The sequence below is a fragment of the Pseudomonas paralactis genome (assembly GCF_001439735.1).
Lineage (GTDB): Bacteria > Pseudomonadota > Gammaproteobacteria > Pseudomonadales > Pseudomonadaceae > Aquipseudomonas > Aquipseudomonas paralactis.
On record NZ_JYLN01000006.1, the window covers coordinates 385535 to 401346 of the forward strand.

Below are 15812 nucleotides of genomic sequence, written 5' to 3' on the forward strand. Positions count from 1 at the left end.
CAAATGCCCGCTTCGCCCGTCAGCTGACTGGGTGCTCATTACGATGTTCGGCAGCGGTTCTCTGTCACATTGATGAGTACCTGAGTGGCCCTGCCCTAGGAAGGAAACCCTGTTATGCGCCTGAGAACCAGCGCTATTGCGCTTGTTGCCTCATTGCTGGTCAACCACGGGGCACAAGCCTCTGAACTGCCACAACGCTGGGTCAGTGCAGGAGGGGCGCTATCGGAATGGGTGACGGCTTTGGGTGGCGAATCTAAATTGGTCGGGGTCGACACCACCAGCCAGCATCCGCAGTCGCTCAAGGCGTTGCCGAGCATTGGCTACCAGCGGCAGCTGTCGGCTGAAGGCATTCTCAGCCTGCGCCCGCACATCCTGGTGGGCACAGAAGAAATGGGGCCGCCACCGGTACTGACGCAGATTCGCAATGCCGGCGTACAGGTTGAGCTGTTTTCGGCCCAGCCGGATTTGCCGACATTGAAAGGCAACCTTGAACATTTGGGAAAACTGCTGGGCAGTGAGGCCCAGGCAGATGCGCTCTTTGCCCAATACGGTCAGGCGCTGGAGCAGCAAAAAAACTGGGTGACCAAGGCCCAGGCGGCGCAAAAGGCTCCGGGCGTACTGTTGCTGCTGGGCCATGCTGGCGGCAAGCCGCTGATCGCCGGCAAGGACACGGCCGCCGATTGGATACTGCAGCAGGCAGGCGGGCGTAATCTGGCCACGCACTCGGGTTATAAGCCTTTTTCAGTCGAGTCTTTGGCGGGGTTGAGCCCTGATGTATTGGTGTTTGCCGATCGTGCGCTGACCGGTGATGCGGCGCGTGCAGCCCTGTTCAAGGAAAACCCGATTCTCGCGTCGACACCGGCAGCCAAGGGTGGGCGCGTGTTTGAGTTGGATCCGACCTTGCTGGTAGGTGGCCTGGGGCCGCGGTTACCGGAAAGCCTGGTGAAACTCTCCGCCGGGTTTTATCCATCCCAGGCTAAATCGGCTCCATGACTACTCTGCTTAAGCCCAAGACGCTGTTTATTGGTCTGTCGCTGCTGTGTGTCTTGGCGATCTGGCTTTCATTGGCTCTCGGCCCGGTCAGCTTGCCATTGATCGATACGCTCAGGGCCGCATTAAGGCTTGTGGGCGTGCCGATTGAGGCCGCGGGGCTGGAGCAGGCGGAATTGATCCTGGGGCAGATTCGCCTGCCGCGCACCCTATTGGGGCTGGCGGTCGGTGGTGTGCTTGCGTTGTCGGGTGTGGCGATGCAGGGGTTGTTTCGCAACCCGCTGGCCGATCCCGGGTTGGTGGGGGTGTCCAGCGGTGCCGCGTTGGGGGCGGCGGTGGCGATTGTCGGCGGGTCGTTGTTGGGTGGGCTGCCGGATGCGTTCGGCCCCTATTTGTTGTCGCTGTGCGCATTTCTGGGTGGCCTGGGCGTTACCGCACTGGTATACCGGTTGGGACGTCGCAATGGCCAAACCAATGTCGCAACAATGCTGCTTGCCGGTATCGCGCTGACGGCCCTGGCCAGTTCAACGGTGGGGCTGTTTACCTATCTGGCCGACGATGCCACCTTGCGCACCCTGACGTTCTGGAACCTGGGTAGCCTCAATGGCGCGAGCTATTCGCGGTTGTGGCCCTTGCTGCTGGTGAGCGCGGGTGTGGCGCTGTGGTTGCCGCGCCGCGCGAAGGCGCTGAACGCATTGTTGCTGGGTGAGTCGGAGGCCAATCATCTGGGGGTTGATGTTGAAGGGCTCAAGCGTGAGTTGGTGCTCTGCACGGCCCTGGGTGTTGGCGCAGCCGTGGCGGCGGCGGGCATGATTGGTTTTGTCGGTTTGGTGGTGCCACATCTGGTGCGGCTGCTGGCGGGGCCGGATCATCGGGTGTTGTTACCGGCGTCAGTGCTGGCAGGTGCGAGCCTGCTGTTGTTTGCTGATCTGGTGGCGCGCTTGGCGTTGGCGCCGGCGGAACTGCCGATCGGTATTGTCACTGCGTTTATCGGTGCGCCATTTTTCCTCTATTTATTGTTACGAGGGCGCGCCTGATGCTGCGGGTAGAAGCGTTGCAGATTCGGCGCGGTGCTAAAACCGTGTTGTCCGATGTCACCCTGGACCTGGTACCGGGTGAAGTGCTGGGCGTGTTGGGCCCCAATGGCGCGGGCAAAAGTACCTTGCTCGGAGCGCTGTGCGGAGAGTTGTTGCCTGATCAGGGCAAGATCTGGTTGGACCAGCAAGAGCTGAAGAGCCTGGGAGGGGCGCAACGTGCCCAGCGCCTGGCGGTGTTGCCACAGACCTCCACCCTGGACTTTGCCTTTCGTGTCGAAGAGGTAGTGGGCATGGGGCGCTTGCCTCATCAGTCCGGGCGAGTGCGCGATGATGAAATCATCTGCGCGGCGCTGCACGCGGCGGATGTGGGCCACCTGAGTGGTCGCAGTTACCTGGCCCTGTCGGGCGGCGAGCGACAGCGGGTGCACCTGGCGCGGGTGTTAGCGCAGTTATGGCCGGGTGAGGCGGGGCAAACGCTGTTGCTGGACGAGCCAACGTCGATGCTCGATCCCCTGCACCAGCACACCACCTTGCAGGCGATTCGCCGCTTTGCCGACAGAGGCGCTGCGGTGCTGGTGATCCTGCATGACTTAAACCTGGCGGCGCGTTACTGCGACCGGATCCTGCTGTTGGAGAGCGGACGCCCCCATGCCCTGGATACGCCCGCAAAAGTCCTGCAACCTGAGCCGCTCAAGGCCGTGTTTGGCCTGGATGTGCTGGTACAGCCGCATCCGGAGCGTGGGCATCCGTTGATCATTGCGCGCTGAGTCAGTAATTCGCAGGCAAAAAAAGACCCGGCAAGAGCCGGGTCAAATAACCGTGATTAGCCTGATGAGGAGATAATCTGAGAGTCCGAACCAATGGTCTTTCAGTTATCGGCTGATCTCGCGACCAGTTGTGATAATCATAACGATTCTCATTTGAGAGTCAACTATTGTTTTATCAGCTCATCGAATTTTCTCAAACGCTCGTTTGTAATACGGGTAAACATTGGGCTTGAGGGAAGATCTAGTTTTTCTGGCGCGCTGACAGAGCGTCCAACTGGCGGTTCAGCGCCTCCTTGCGTTCAGAGGGAAGGTCGTTCCAGTGCACATCCATCAACGCGCCTTCAATTGCGTACAACAGGACTTTCGAAGCTCGGAAGCCGCGAGTCCGTACGGCTCGGTAAGCATCGACCGCGCCCAGGCGGCGCAAGTCAGACGCGCTGTGGATACCCACCGCATGCAGCCACTGCGCTGACGTCTTGCCGAGGTTTTTCAGGTGTTGCAGCTCATCGTTCATCAAGCCTCCTTGCGACGGCCGAATGGTGCGGTGGGTATCGTGACCAGGCAGCCTGAAAATGAGTGTAGCGCTCAGTAGAAAAAACGCAGTTCTTTGGGCAGGAGCGGCTGAAAAGCTTATAAGAATGTGGCGATGCTTTAGCTGAAGGGCAGGCGGGAAACGCCCGGCTCGCTTTAGGCGAAGCCGGGGCTCAGAAGGGGGGTTACTTGGTGCGGTAGCGCAGGCGAGTGCCGAAGTTGACTGACATCAGGATCTCGTCAGCCGTGAGCTCGGGTGGGAAGTAAGTGCCGGAAATCTGCGCGTGAGCCAGGCTGGCGCCTTCCAGCGAGCAGTCGCGTAAGTCCAGGCCGCGCAAGTCGGCAGAGCGAAAATAGGCGTCGGTGAAGTCAACACCTGCGGCGTTCAGGTCTCGCAGGTCCAGCCCTCGGAAGTCGCCACCGCGCATGTCGATGGGGCCGTCTTGAGGGCGCTGCTGGTTGAAGCCTCGGATGTCGTCCTTGTGCAGGAGCGCATAGAGCGGGGTATCAAGAAGCTTGGGCTGACTCACGATAGCGACTCCTGTTGGGGGTGATGTCATTATAGTGGCTCTATTGTTCGGTCGTGCGCGAATGTAGGCGACACGACCAAGAAATATTTCTTACAGGCCCGGCAGGCGCTGGCGAATCTGCGCGACCAACGCATCGAGAGTCCCGCTTTCATTGGTCTCCACGCGCTTGCTCAACAGCAGCTCTTGCGCCGTCAGCGGCTCACGACTGGCTTGCTGCTCTTGGATAACGCTCAGCGTTGCGTCGGACGGATCGTTTAGATCCGCCTGACGTTGTGCCAGCCAACTGGTAATAACCGCTTGAGGTGCGTTGCAATCGAGGATCAGGAATGGCGCACCGGTGGCTTCGGCGATCTGGGCTGCCGCGTCACGTTGTGCCTGTTTCAAGAAGGTTGCATCCAGCACCACCGGGTAACCGGCGCGCAGTACGGTCTCGGCAATTTCATTCAGACGTGCGTAAGTCGCAGTGCTCGCGTCCTGATTGTAGATGCCGGCCTGTGGCGTGTTTTCGATCTGTTGCTCGCCAAACAGGCGCTTGCGCTCCACATCCGAACGCAGGCGTACGGCGCCCAGGGCTTCGACCAGGCGCATGGCAACATGGCTCTTGCCCACCGCCGAAACACCATGGGTGATTGCCAAAAAGCGCGACGGGATGGTGCTGTAGCTTTCCGCGAGGTTGGCGTAGTTGCGGTACTGGCGCAGGGTAGTGGCGCGCTGCACCGGGCTTGCCTCGCTCGGCATGCTGAACAGCGCAACCTTTGCACGTACCAGCGCACGGTAGGCTTTATAGAAATTCAGCACCTCCAGGCCTTGATAGTCGCCGGTCAGTTCCAGGTACTGGCTGATGAAGCGGCGCGCCAGGGACTTGAGCCCACGGTCTTCAAGGTCCATGGCGAGGAAGGCGGTATCGGCGTACACATCGGTAAAGCGGAAAGGCTCGTTGAACTCGATGCAGTCGAAGATCACGACGTGGCCGTCAATCAGGGTGGCATTGCCCAAGTGGATATCACCGTGGCATTCGCGAGTGAAACCATTGAGCTTGCGTTGCTCCAGCAGCGGTTTGAGGCGCTCGAAGCTGCTTTCGGCCCAGGCTTGCAAGGCCTCAAGTTGCGTCAGGTCGGCTTTGTCGCTGAGGAATGGGCGAATCTGGTCGAAGTTCTGGCGTACCGGCGCCATGACTTCATCGGGCGTGCCGGCCGGGTGCTCCTGCGGGACTTTGGGCGCGGTGAGGTGAAAGTGCGCAATCTGCCTGGCCATCTCGTCGATGTGGCCATTGGTCAGTTCGCCGTTGGCTTGCAGGGTGCTAAGCATCTGGCTTTGCGGGAACTGGCGCATTTTCAGCGCGTACTCGATCACCGGGCCGTCGCCGCCCAACTGCGGCACGTCGGCAGTGCCGGTAATCGGCAACACTTCAAGATACAAGTCTTTGGTCAAGCGCTGGTTCAGACGCAGCTCCTCATTGCAGAAGTGGCCGCGTTTTTCCAGGTCGGTGAAATCCAGAAATCCGAAGTTCATCGGTTTCTTCAATTTATAAGCATAAGGACCTGTCAGTACCACCCAGGAAATATGGGTCTCGATGACTTGAAACGCTTCAACCGGATGAGGGTACAAAGCCGGGTTTTGCAGGGCAGCGATCAGGGACTGGCTCACGGGCGATCCTTCAAAGTCTGGGAGAAATCATGGCGGCCATTATGGCTGCTGATGCCAGTCGTGCAAACCGCTGTCCGGCTCATGTTGATCATCAATAAAGTGCGTATAATCCGCCGCCATGACTCGAACCCGATCTCCCCGTTCCCGTAAAAAACCTCCTTCCCGCAGCTTGCGCCCCTGGTTGGGCTGGGCGCTCAAGCTGGGCCTGGTTGGCCTTGTAGTGGTCGCCGGCTTTGCGGTGTACCTCGATGCCGTGGTGCAGGAAAAATTCTCCGGCAAGCGCTGGACGATTCCGGCCAAGGTGTATGCACGCCCGCTGGAACTGTTCTCCGGCCAGAAGCTGAGCAAAGAAGACTTCCTTACCGAGCTCGACGCACTGGGCTATCGCCGCGAACCTGTGAGCAATGGCCCCGGCGCCGCAGCCGTCAGCGGTAACACCGTCGACCTCAATACCCGTGGCTTCCAGTTCTACGAAGGCCTGGAAAAAGCCCAGCCGGTGCGCGTGCGTTTCTCCGGCGACTATGTGGCTGAACTGTCCTCGCTCAATGGCTCCAAGCTGCCGGTAGTGCGCCTGGAACCGTTGATGATCGGCGGTATTTATCCGAAAAACCTTGAAGATCGCATCCTGATCAAGCTTGATCAGGTACCGCCTTATTTGCTGGAAACCCTGGTGGCGGTCGAAGACCGCGATTTCTACAGCCACTGGGGCGTCTCGCCGAAGTCGATTGCCCGCGCTGTCTGGGTCAACACCTCTGGCGGCAAGATGACCCAGGGCGGCAGTACGCTCACGCAGCAGCTGGTCAAGAACTTCTACCTGACCAACGAGCGCAGCCTCACCCGCAAACTCACCGAAGCCATGATGGCGATGTTGCTGGAGCTGCATTACAGCAAGCAGGAAATCCTTGAGGCGTACCTCAACGAGGTATTCGTCGGTCAGGATGGCCAGCGCGCGGTGCACGGTTTCGGTTTGGCCAGCCAGTTCTTCTTTGGGCAACCGTTGTCCGAGTTGAAGTTGCATCAGGTCGCGTTGCTGGTGGGGATGGTCAAGGGGCCGTCCTATTACAACCCGCGTCGCAACCCGGAGCGGGCGCTTGAGCGTCGCAACCTGGTCCTCGATGTACTGGAACAGCAGGGCGTCGCCACGGCTGAGCAGGTGGCCGCTGCGAAAAAAATGCCGCTGGGTGTGACCACTCGCGGCAAGTTGGCGGATAGCTCATTCCCCGGCTTTATCGATCTGGTCAAGCGCCAGTTGCGTGAAGACTACCGTGACGAAGACTTGACCGAAGAGGGCTTGCGGATTTTCACCAGCTTCGACCCGATCCTGCAGATGAAGGCCGAGGCGTCGGTCAACGACACCTTCAAGCGTCTGACCGGCCGTAAAGGCTCGGATGAAGTCGAAGCCGCCATGGTGGTGACCAACCCGGAAACCGGTGAAGTCCAGGCCATGATCGGCAGCCGTCAGGCCAGTTTCGCCGGCTTCAACCGGGCACTGGACGCCGTGCGGCCGATTGGCTCGCTGGTCAAGCCGGCGGTCTATCTGAGTGCGTTGGAAAAGCCCAGCAAGTACACGCTGACCAGTTGGCTGTCGGATGACCCGTTGTCGGTCAAGGGCGCGAATGGCCAGGTATGGACGCCCAAGAACTTCGATCGCCGCTCCCACGGTACGGTGTTTCTGTATCAGGGGCTGGCGCATTCCTACAATATTTCGACCTCACGCCTGGGGCTTGAAGTCGGCGTGCCGAATGTGCTGAAAACCATAGCGCGACTGGGGGTGGAACGTGAGTTCCCGGCATTCCCATCCATGCTTCTGGGCGCTGCGGCCATGACCCCGATGGAAGTGGCGACCATGTACCAGACCCTCGCCAACGGTGGTTTCAATACGCCGATGCGCGGGATCCGCAGTGTGCTGACCGCCGAAGGCGAACCGCTCAAGCGCTACCCGTTCCAGATCCAGCAGCGTTTCGATGCGGGTTCTATCTACCTGATCCAGAACGCCATGCAGCGCGTGATGCGTGAGGGTACGGGGCGCTCGGTCTACAGCGTGCTGCCGTCGAACCTGACGCTGGCAGGCAAGACCGGTACCAGTAACGACTCGCGTGACAGTTGGTTTGCAGGGTTCGGCCAGGATGTATTGGCGGTGGTGTGGCTGGGGCGTGACGATAACGGCAAGACACCGTTTACCGGCGCGACCGGCGCGCTGCAGGTGTGGACCAGTTTTATGCGTAAAGCTGACCCGTTGCCGCTCAACATGCCGCAGCCGGACAACATCGTGCAGGCCTGGATTGATCCGCACACGGGCCAAGGCTCGGATGCCAACTGTCCGGGCGCGGTGCAGATGCCGTATATTCGCGGCAGCGAACCACCACCCGGCGCCGCGTGCGGTGGCAGTGCCCCTGCTGATGCGGATTCGGTGATGGATTGGGTCAAGGGCTGGATGAATTAAGCAAAGAGGGTTTCAAGTGAACAAGTTGTGGATTCCAGCCATTACGGCTCTGGCTTTGCTCGGCGGTTGCTCCAGCGTGCAGCGCGGCTCCATCCCGGTGGTGGACTCAAGCACGTCCGTCTCCAATAACGACCGCATTTCGGCCAATGGTGGCTTCCGCCAGACCGTGGTCAAACGGCCTGCCCAAGCTGCAACCCAGGCAATTCCCCAGGATTCCGGCGTGGTGGTGATGGTGCCCGGCAGTGGTGCTGCGACCTCGGCGCCTATCAGTGCCGAGCCATGGACCCCAGGCCCAAGTACGTCCGGGCCGGTGAACTCCACACCGATTCAAACTGCACCGGTCAATCAGGGCACCTACAACATGCCTTCGACGCCGAGCGGTATTCCGTCATCGTCCAATTCCGGCGGGTTGTCGGCTGACGAACAGCTCGATGGCCCGGTGCTGGCGCTGCTGACCACCGCACAACAGCAGCAAGCGGGTGGCGATCTGAATGGCGCCTCGTCGAGCCTTGAACGTGCCCAGCGCGTGGCGCCTCGCGAGCCACAAGTGCTGTATCGCCTGGCCCAGGTGCGCATGGCTCAGGGCGATGCGCCACAGGCGGAACAATTCGCTCGCCGCGGCTTGAGCCTGGCCAATGGCCGGCCAGACCTGCAAGCCAGCCTGTGGGCCTTGATCGGTGATGCGCGTGCCGCTCAGGGTGATGCTGCAGGTGCCGCCCAGGCGCGACAAAAAGCCAAGGTCAGCCTCTGATGGATGCGCGTTTTCCCGCGATTGCCGAACAGTTATTGCTGATCGAGCGAGAGCTGCGCGTGCAGGGCTGGTGGGACGAAGAGTCGCCGGGTGCTGAAGCGCTCAGCAGTGTCGAACCCTTTTCAGTCGATACCCTGGACTTCCACCAGTGGCTGCAATGGATCTTCCTGGTGCGCATGAAGCAGATTCTGGAACAGGACCTGCCATTACCGAATGCGTCGGGGATCCTGGAAATGGCCGAAATGGTCTATGCCGACCGACCGTTACAGAGCCTTGGCTTGCGTAACGCGCTGAAAAAGTTCGACCAATTGATCGTCGACGCTCGTTAATTGCCTGACTGCCGGGTTTTCCGGCAGTCTTGCGCACATTTCTACCGCTTGACGACATTCAGGCGAGTTTTATCCCTCATCACAGCCCTTTCTTCTACGTTCACATGCGCTTAGTTGGAAAAAAGCGCAATTATTGCTTGACTTGAAGGGCCTGAAACAGAAGAATCCAAAGTCCGCTGTATCGGGACTGCCAGAAGCAGGCCCGCTCAGCAGATCATGAGGCGCACATCCGCGCCGACCTGTAACACCCGCAACGCGTTACCTCGCGCTGGGTGGGAAAAGCCCGCAACACTTGGGACGATCCCAATACTTGCTCAGTCAGTGCTGACGTAGTCGGCGACCACCGTCGCTCATGCTCTGTTGAGAAGTAAACCTATTAAGACCCGTCGGTTTTTAACGGACGGTATTCTGGCGTTTTAGAGGTGAACAACGTGGAGCTTTTATCTGGCGGTGAGATGCTCGTCCGCTTTTTGCGTGACGAAGGCGTCGACTATATCTACGGGTACCCAGGCGGTGCTCTGCTGCATGTCTACGACGCACTGTTCAAGGAACCGGCTGTTACCCACATCCTGGTTCGCCACGAACAGGCCGCGACCCATATGGCTGACGGTTACGCCCGTGCCACCGGTAAAGCCGGCGTGGTGCTGGTAACGTCCGGCCCAGGCGCAACCAATGCCATTACCGGCATCGCGACTGCGTATATGGATTCCATCCCGATGGTGATCATCTCTGGCCAGGTGCCTAGCACCATGGTCGGCACCGACGCTTTCCAGGAAACCGACATGATCGGTATTTCCCGCCCGATCGTGAAACACAGCTTCATGATCAAGCACGCGTCGGAAATCCCGGAAGTCATGAAAAAGGCGTTCTACCTCGCCCAGTCCGGTCGCCCGGGCCCTGTGGTGGTCGATATCCCGAAAGACATGACCAACCCGGCCGAAAAATTCGAATACGTTTTTCCCAAGAAAGCCAAGCTGCGTTCCTACAGCCCGGCCGTCCGTGGGCACTCGGGGCAGATCCGCAAGGCAGCAGAAATGCTCCTGGCGGCCAAGCGCCCCGTGTTGTACTCCGGCGGTGGCGTGATTCTGGGCGGCGGTTCCGCGCCACTGACCGAGCTGGCCAAGCTGCTCAACCTGCCGGTGACCAACACCCTGATGGGCCTCGGCGCATTCCCGGGTACGGACCGCCAGTTCGTCGGTATGCTCGGCATGCACGGCAGCTACACCGCCAACCTGACCATGCACCACGCTGACGTGATCCTGGCCGTGGGCGCGCGGTTCGATGACCGTGTGATCAACGGTGCGAGCAAATTCTGCCCGAATGCCAAGATCATCCATATCGACATCGACCCGGCGTCCATCTCCAAGACCATCAAGGCCGATGTGCCGATTGTTGGGCCGGTGGAAAGCGTGCTGACCGAGATGGTTGCCGCGCTCAAGGACATTGGCGAGGCGCCGAACAAGGAATCCGTTGCCAGCTGGTGGAAGCAGATTGACGAATGGCGCGGTGATCGCGGCCTGTTCCCTTATGACAAGGGTGACGGCAGCATCATCAAGCCACAAACCGTGATCGAAACCCTGTGCGAAGTGACCAAGGGCGACGCCTTTGTGACCTCCGACGTGGGCCAGCACCAGATGTTCGCGGCGCAGTACTACAAGTTCGACAAGCCTAACCGCTGGATCAACTCCGGTGGCCTGGGCACGATGGGCTTTGGTTTCCCTGCGGCCATGGGTGTGAAACTGAGCTTCCCGGATGCCGACGTTGCCTGCGTCACCGGCGAAGGCAGCATCCAGATGAACATCCAGGAACTGTCGACGTGCCTGCAATACGGTCTTCCGGTGAAGATCGTCTGCTTGAACAACGGCGTGCTCGGCATGGTTCGTCAATGGCAGGACATGAGCTACGGTAGCCGTCACTCCCATTCCTACATGGAATCGTTGCCGGATTTCATCAAGTTGGTTGAAGCCTATGGCCACGTCGGCGTTCGCATCACTGATTTGAAAGATCTGAAGCCGAAGATGGAAGAAGCGTTTGCCATGAAGGACCGTCTGGTGTTCATCGATATTCAGGTCGATACCAGCGAGCACGTCTATCCGATGCAAATCAAAGACGGCTCTATGCGCGACATGTGGCTGAACAAGACGGAGCGTACTTAATCATGCGGCATATTATCTCCCTGCTTCTGGAGAACGAACCCGGCGCCTTGTCCCGTGTTGTCGGCCTGTTTTCGCAACGCAACTACAACATTGAAAGCCTGACCGTGGCCCCGACCGAAGACCCGACCCTGTCGCGCCTGACGTTGACCACCGTAGGCCACGATGAGGTGATCGAGCAGATCACCAAGAACCTCAACAAGCTGATCGAAGTGGTCAAGCTGGTCGACCTGTCGGAAAGCGCCCACATCGAGCGCGAACTGATGCTGGTCAAGGTCAAGGCCACAGGCGCCCAGCGTGCCGAGATCAAGCGCACTACCGATATTTATCGCGGGCAGATCGTCGATGTGAGCGCCAGCGTTTATACCGTTCAACTGACCGGTACAAGCGACAAGCTGGACAGCTTCATCCAGTCGATCGGGACGGCCTCGATTCTGGAAACCGTACGCAGTGGTGTCACCGGGATTGCCCGTGGCGACAAAGTACTCAGCATCTAACCCAAATTAGCGAATGGCCTTACGGCCTGGATATATAGAGGAACCTCATGAAAGTTTATTACGATAAAGATTGTGACCTGTCGATCATCCAGGGCAAGAAAGTCGCCATCATCGGCTACGGTTCCCAGGGCCACGCTCAAGCGTGCAACCTGAAAGACTCCGGCGTTGACGTCACCGTTGGCCTGCGTAAAGGCTCGCCCACTGTCGCCAAGGCTGAAGCCCATGGCCTGAAAGTGACTGACGTTGCTTCTGCTGTCGCGGCTGCCGACCTGGTCATGATTCTGACCCCGGACGAGTTCCAGTCCTCGCTGTACAAGAACGAAATCGAGCCGAACATCAAGAAGGGCGCCACCCTGGCCTTCTCCCACGGCTTCGCGATTCACTACAACCAGGTTGTGCCGCGCGCTGACCTCGACGTGATCATGATCGCGCCGAAAGCACCGGGCCACACCGTGCGTTCCGAGTTCGTCAAAGGCGGCGGTATCCCTGACCTGATCGCGATCTACCAGGACGCGTCGGGCAACGCCAAGAACGTAGCCCTGTCCTACGCTGCTGGCGTGGGTGGCGGTCGTACCGGCATCATCGAAACCACGTTCAAGGACGAGACCGAAACCGACCTGTTCGGCGAGCAAGCTGTTCTGTGCGGCGGTACCGTTGAGCTGGTAAAAGCTGGTTTCGAAACCCTGGTTGAAGCTGGCTACGCGCCGGAAATGGCCTACTTCGAATGCCTGCACGAACTCAAGCTGATCGTTGACCTCATGTACGAAGGCGGTATCGCCAACATGAACTACTCGATCTCCAACAACGCCGAGTACGGCGAGTACGTGACCGGTCCGGAAGTGATCAACGCCGAGTCCCGTCAGGCCATGCGCAACGCCCTGAAACGTATTCAGGACGGCGAATACGCCAAAATGTTCATCAGCGAAGGCGCTACCGGCTACCCTTCGATGACCGCCAAGCGTCGTAACAACGCCGCTCACGGTATCGAAGTCATCGGCGAGCAACTGCGCTCCATGATGCCGTGGATCGGTGCCAACAAGATCGTCGACAAAGCCAAGAACTAAGTCGTACACATCAAGGGAAAACGCGGCTTAGGCCGCGTTTTTTCGTTTGAGGGGTTGGTTCTGGTATAAAGCTGCATCGTTTGCGGGCGAACACTCGCCGCAAGTATCTGTCGAATTTTTTTCACACCGTTGCAAGGTAAAGTCCATGAGCGAACGTCCCGAAGAGCCAAATCAGGCTTCCGACGCCGAAAGCATGCTGCCGATCGATGAACATGTCGAAGAAGGGCATGACGCCGAAGGCCGCAAGGTCCGGCATCGTGGCATCTATCTGCTGCCCAACCTGTTTACCACGGCAAACCTGTTTGCCGGCTTCTATTCCATCATCAACTCCATGAGTGCCCAGAGTGCGCTGGCGGCAGGTGATGCGGCGAGTGCCAGCAAATACTTCGGTTTTGCTGCTATCGCCATTTTCGTGGCCATGGTGCTCGACGGCCTGGATGGGCGCGTGGCGCGTATGACCAATACTCAAAGCGCTTTCGGCGCCGAGTACGACTCGCTGTCGGACATGGTCGCCTTCGGTGTTGCCCCCGCATTGCTGGCATTTGCCTGGGCATTGGGTGACATGGGCAAGGTTGGCTGGATGGTTGCCTTTATCTATGTCGCAGGTGCCGCGTTGCGACTGGCACGTTTCAATACGCAGGTGGGCACTGCCGACAAGCGTTACTTCATCGGGCTTGCCAGCCCGGCAGCAGCTGGCGTCGTTGCAGGTATCGTCTGGGCGTTCAGTGATTACGGCATCCAGGGGTCGAAGATGTCGTTCCTGGTAGCGTTGATGGTTGCAGCGGCCGGGATGCTGATGGTCAGCAATATCAAGTACAACAGCTTCAAGGAACTGGATCTCAAAGGCCGCGTGCCTTTCGTGGCGATCCTTGTGGTAGTGCTGGTGTTCGCAGTGGTGTTCAGCGATCCGCCGCGGATTCTGCTGCTGGCGTTCCTGGTTTACGCCGCTTCTGGTCCGATTCAGTATTTGCTGCATCTGCGCCGGGACAAAACATTGCCTTAATGTAATTTCCCCCATACTCCGCAGTCTATTGGTGCATCAGTTCTCCAATGCTGCGGAGTTGCCATGTTAATCAAACTACCCAAAGCGTCCGATTGCCACGAGTCGGATGTCACGCCTGAATCCCTCTATTTGTCTCGTCGCAGCTTGCTCGGCGGTGCGCTGGCCGGCATTGCCGCCAGTAGCTTGCCGCGTTGGGCCAGTGCGCAAGATGCAGCGCGTTATGCCGATGTCGAAGCGGGCAGGGCGCCCAACTGGTTTGCCGAGAAGCTTGCTGGTACGAAATGGCAGGCGGTGACGGTCAAAGACGAGGCGATCACGCCGTTCAAGGACGCAACCCACTACAACAATTTCTATGAGTTCGGTACCGACAAGGGCGACCCGGCGGCGAATGCAGGTTCGCTCAAGACCGAGCCGTGGAGTGTTGTGATTGATGGTGAGGTAGCCAAGCCTGGGCGTTATGCCTTGGAAGACTTCATGAAGCCTTATGAGCTGGAAGAGCGGATCTATCGACTGCGCTGTGTTGAAGCCTGGTCGATGGTGATTCCGTGGATCGGTTTCCCGATCTCGGCCTTGCTCAAGCAGGTTGAACCTACCTCTAAGGCGAAGTACATCCGTTTCGAAACCCTCCAGGATCCGAAGAGCATGCCAGGGCAGCGCTCCAGTTTCGGTTTGATCGACTGGCCTTATGTAGAAGGGCTGCGTCTGGATGAGGCGATGAACCCGCTGGCGATCCTCGCCGTGGGCATGTATGGACGCGAGCTGCCTAACCAGAATGGTGCGCCGTTGCGCTTGGTGGTGCCGTGGAAGTACGGCTTCAAAAGTGTCAAATCCATCGTGCGGATCAGTCTTGTCAGCGAGCAGCCGAAAACCACCTGGCAAAGCATTGCGGCAGATGAGTATGGGTTCTATGCAAACGTGAACCCCACGGTCGATCATCCACGATGGACTCAGGCGCGGGAGCGACGTCTACCCAGCGGCCTGTTCAGCCCGAACGTGCGCGATACGCAGATGTTCAATGGCTACTCGGAAGAGGTCGCCTCTCTATATACAGGCCTCGACCTACGGAAGAACTACTGATGCGTTTTCCAATCTGGCGCATTGGGGTCTTTATCGCTGCGGCGGTTTGGCCCTTGCTCTGGCTATATGAGGCTTGGAGTTTTGCCCTGGGGCCTGATCCGGGCAAAGTGCTGGTCGATCGCCTGGGGCTGGGTACTTTGATCCTGCTGCTGATAACGCTTGGGATGACGCCGCTGCAGAAGTTGAGCGGTTGGGCGGGGTGGATAGCGGTACGGCGGCAACTGGGGTTGTGGTGCTTTGCCTATGTGGTGTTGCATTTGGCGGCATATTGCGTGTTCGTCCTTGGGCTCGATTGGTCCCAGCTCGGCGTAGAGCTGCGCAAGCGGCCTTACATAATTGTGGGGGCGTTGGGGTTTCTTGCTTTATTGGTGCTGGCCGTCACATCCAATCGCTACAGCCAGCGACGGCTGGGTAGTCGTTGGAAGAAGTTGCATCGCTTGGTCTATGTGATTCTGGGGCTGGGCTTGCTGCACATGCTCTGGATAGTTCGGGCAGATCTGAAAGAGTGGGCTGTCTATGCTTCCATTGGTGCGCTGCTGCTGCTGTTGCGGGTGCCGCCGGTGATGCGCCGAATCCCTCGCCTTATTGCTAAAAAAACGCCTTCTGCAACAAAAGTGTAATTAACCCTTGACGGCAGATTCTGGGAGCCTATAATTCGCCCCACTTTCGGCGCAGTCGAAACTTAAAACTCCTTTTTAAACAATGAGTTACGCAGTTTTCGGCAGTGGGTTGCTTCAGTTCATCGAAGCCAAAAGGAAGTTGAAAAAGAGGTGTTGACAGCAGCGTGTAACGCTGTAGAATTCGCCTCCCGCTTCGGAGAGATCTTAAGCGCAAGTGGTTGAAGTTGTTGAAGAAATCTTCGAAAGCTTCTGAAAATAATCACTTGACAGCAAATGAGGCTGCTGTAGAATGCGCGCCTCGGTTGAGACGAAAGATCTTAACCAACCGCTCTTTAACAACTGAATCAAGCAATTCGTGTGGGTGCTTGTGGAG

At 58.6% G+C, this 15812-nt stretch carries 15 protein-coding genes; 12 read left to right on the forward strand and 3 right to left on the reverse strand.

Translation table 11 applies throughout. The features are described from left to right. Positions 1 to 114: 114 nt before the first annotated feature. The 3 genes from TX23_RS17930 to TX23_RS17940 are packed head-to-tail and all read left to right on the forward strand — an operon-like array spanning position 115 to position 2794. Positions 115 to 993 carry a heme/hemin ABC transporter substrate-binding protein gene (locus TX23_RS17930; protein ID WP_057703335.1) on the forward strand — a complete coding sequence of 293 codons (879 nt, stop codon included), beginning with the start codon at positions 115 to 117 and terminating at the stop codon, positions 991 to 993. Then, positions 990 to 2027, forward strand: coding sequence for a FecCD family ABC transporter permease (locus TX23_RS17935; RefSeq protein ID WP_057703336.1), 1038 nt, complete (start codon positions 990 to 992; stop codon positions 2025 to 2027). Before TX23_RS17930 ends, TX23_RS17935 begins: the two co-directional genes overlap by 4 nt. After that, positions 2027 to 2794, forward strand: coding sequence for a heme ABC transporter ATP-binding protein (locus TX23_RS17940; RefSeq protein ID WP_057703337.1), 768 nt, complete (start codon positions 2027 to 2029; stop codon positions 2792 to 2794). Before TX23_RS17935 ends, TX23_RS17940 begins: the two co-directional genes overlap by 1 nt. A 241-nt stretch (positions 2795 to 3035) precedes the next feature. Here the strand turns inward: TX23_RS17940 and TX23_RS17945 are convergent, their stop codons facing one another. From TX23_RS17945 to TX23_RS17955, 3 genes are all read right to left on the reverse strand, one after another. Next, positions 3036 to 3308 (reverse strand): TfoX/Sxy family protein, encoded by a 273-nt coding sequence (locus TX23_RS17945; RefSeq protein WP_005791418.1) that lies wholly within the window; start codon positions 3306 to 3308, stop codon positions 3036 to 3038. 202 nt (positions 3309 to 3510) lie between these two features. Beyond that, a complete protein-coding gene (locus tag TX23_RS17950; protein ID WP_057703338.1) occupies positions 3511 to 3855 on the reverse strand; it encodes a pentapeptide repeat-containing protein in 345 nt (114 codons plus the stop codon). A 90-nt stretch (positions 3856 to 3945) separates the two neighbouring features. Next, the gene (locus tag TX23_RS17955) at positions 3946 to 5502 is read right to left on the reverse strand and encodes a bifunctional aminoglycoside phosphotransferase/ATP-binding protein (RefSeq protein ID WP_057703339.1); all 1557 of its coding nucleotides are present in this window, start codon (positions 5500 to 5502) and stop codon (positions 3946 to 3948) included. Positions 5503 to 5620: 118 nt separating this feature from the next. Between TX23_RS17955 and mrcB the strand changes: the two genes are divergently transcribed. The 9 genes from mrcB to msrQ all read left to right on the forward strand — a co-directional run bounded on the left by mrcB (position 5621) and on the right by msrQ (position 15439). Next, positions 5621 to 7945, forward strand: coding sequence for a penicillin-binding protein 1B (gene mrcB / locus TX23_RS17960; RefSeq protein ID WP_057703340.1), 2325 nt, complete (start codon positions 5621 to 5623; stop codon positions 7943 to 7945). A gap of 16 nt (positions 7946 to 7961) precedes the next feature. Further along, the gene (locus TX23_RS17965) at positions 7962 to 8696 is read left to right on the forward strand and encodes a tetratricopeptide repeat protein (protein WP_057703341.1); all 735 of its coding nucleotides are present in this window, start codon (positions 7962 to 7964) and stop codon (positions 8694 to 8696) included. Further along, complete coding sequence (locus tag TX23_RS17970) at positions 8696 to 9025, forward strand: YqcC family protein (protein WP_005791409.1); 330 nt, start codon at positions 8696 to 8698, stop codon at positions 9023 to 9025. Before TX23_RS17965 ends, TX23_RS17970 begins: the two co-directional genes overlap by 1 nt. A gap of 431 nt (positions 9026 to 9456) precedes the next feature. Next, entirely contained in the window at positions 9457 to 11181 is a 1725-nt protein-coding gene (locus TX23_RS17975) for an acetolactate synthase 3 large subunit (RefSeq protein ID WP_057703354.1), read from the forward strand. Between the two features lie 2 nt (positions 11182 to 11183). Next, the gene (gene ilvN / locus TX23_RS17980; RefSeq protein WP_003176102.1) at positions 11184 to 11675 is read left to right on the forward strand and encodes an acetolactate synthase small subunit; all 492 of its coding nucleotides are present in this window, start codon (positions 11184 to 11186) and stop codon (positions 11673 to 11675) included. Between the two features lie 47 nt (positions 11676 to 11722). After that, positions 11723 to 12739, forward strand: a complete 1017-nt coding sequence (ilvC, locus tag TX23_RS17985; protein ID WP_057703342.1) for a ketol-acid reductoisomerase — start codon at positions 11723 to 11725, stop codon at positions 12737 to 12739. 145 nt (positions 12740 to 12884) lie between these two features. Then, complete coding sequence (gene pssA, locus TX23_RS17990; protein ID WP_005791399.1) at positions 12885 to 13742, forward strand: CDP-diacylglycerol--serine O-phosphatidyltransferase; 858 nt, start codon at positions 12885 to 12887, stop codon at positions 13740 to 13742. Positions 13743 to 13805: 63 nt separating this feature from the next. Continuing rightward, positions 13806 to 14819, forward strand: coding sequence for a protein-methionine-sulfoxide reductase catalytic subunit MsrP (msrP, locus tag TX23_RS17995; protein ID WP_057703343.1), 1014 nt, complete (start codon positions 13806 to 13808; stop codon positions 14817 to 14819). Further along, complete coding sequence (msrQ, locus tag TX23_RS18000; RefSeq protein ID WP_057703344.1) at positions 14819 to 15439, forward strand: protein-methionine-sulfoxide reductase heme-binding subunit MsrQ; 621 nt, start codon at positions 14819 to 14821, stop codon at positions 15437 to 15439. Before msrP ends, msrQ begins: the two co-directional genes overlap by 1 nt. Positions 15440 to 15812: the final 373 nt, after the last annotated feature.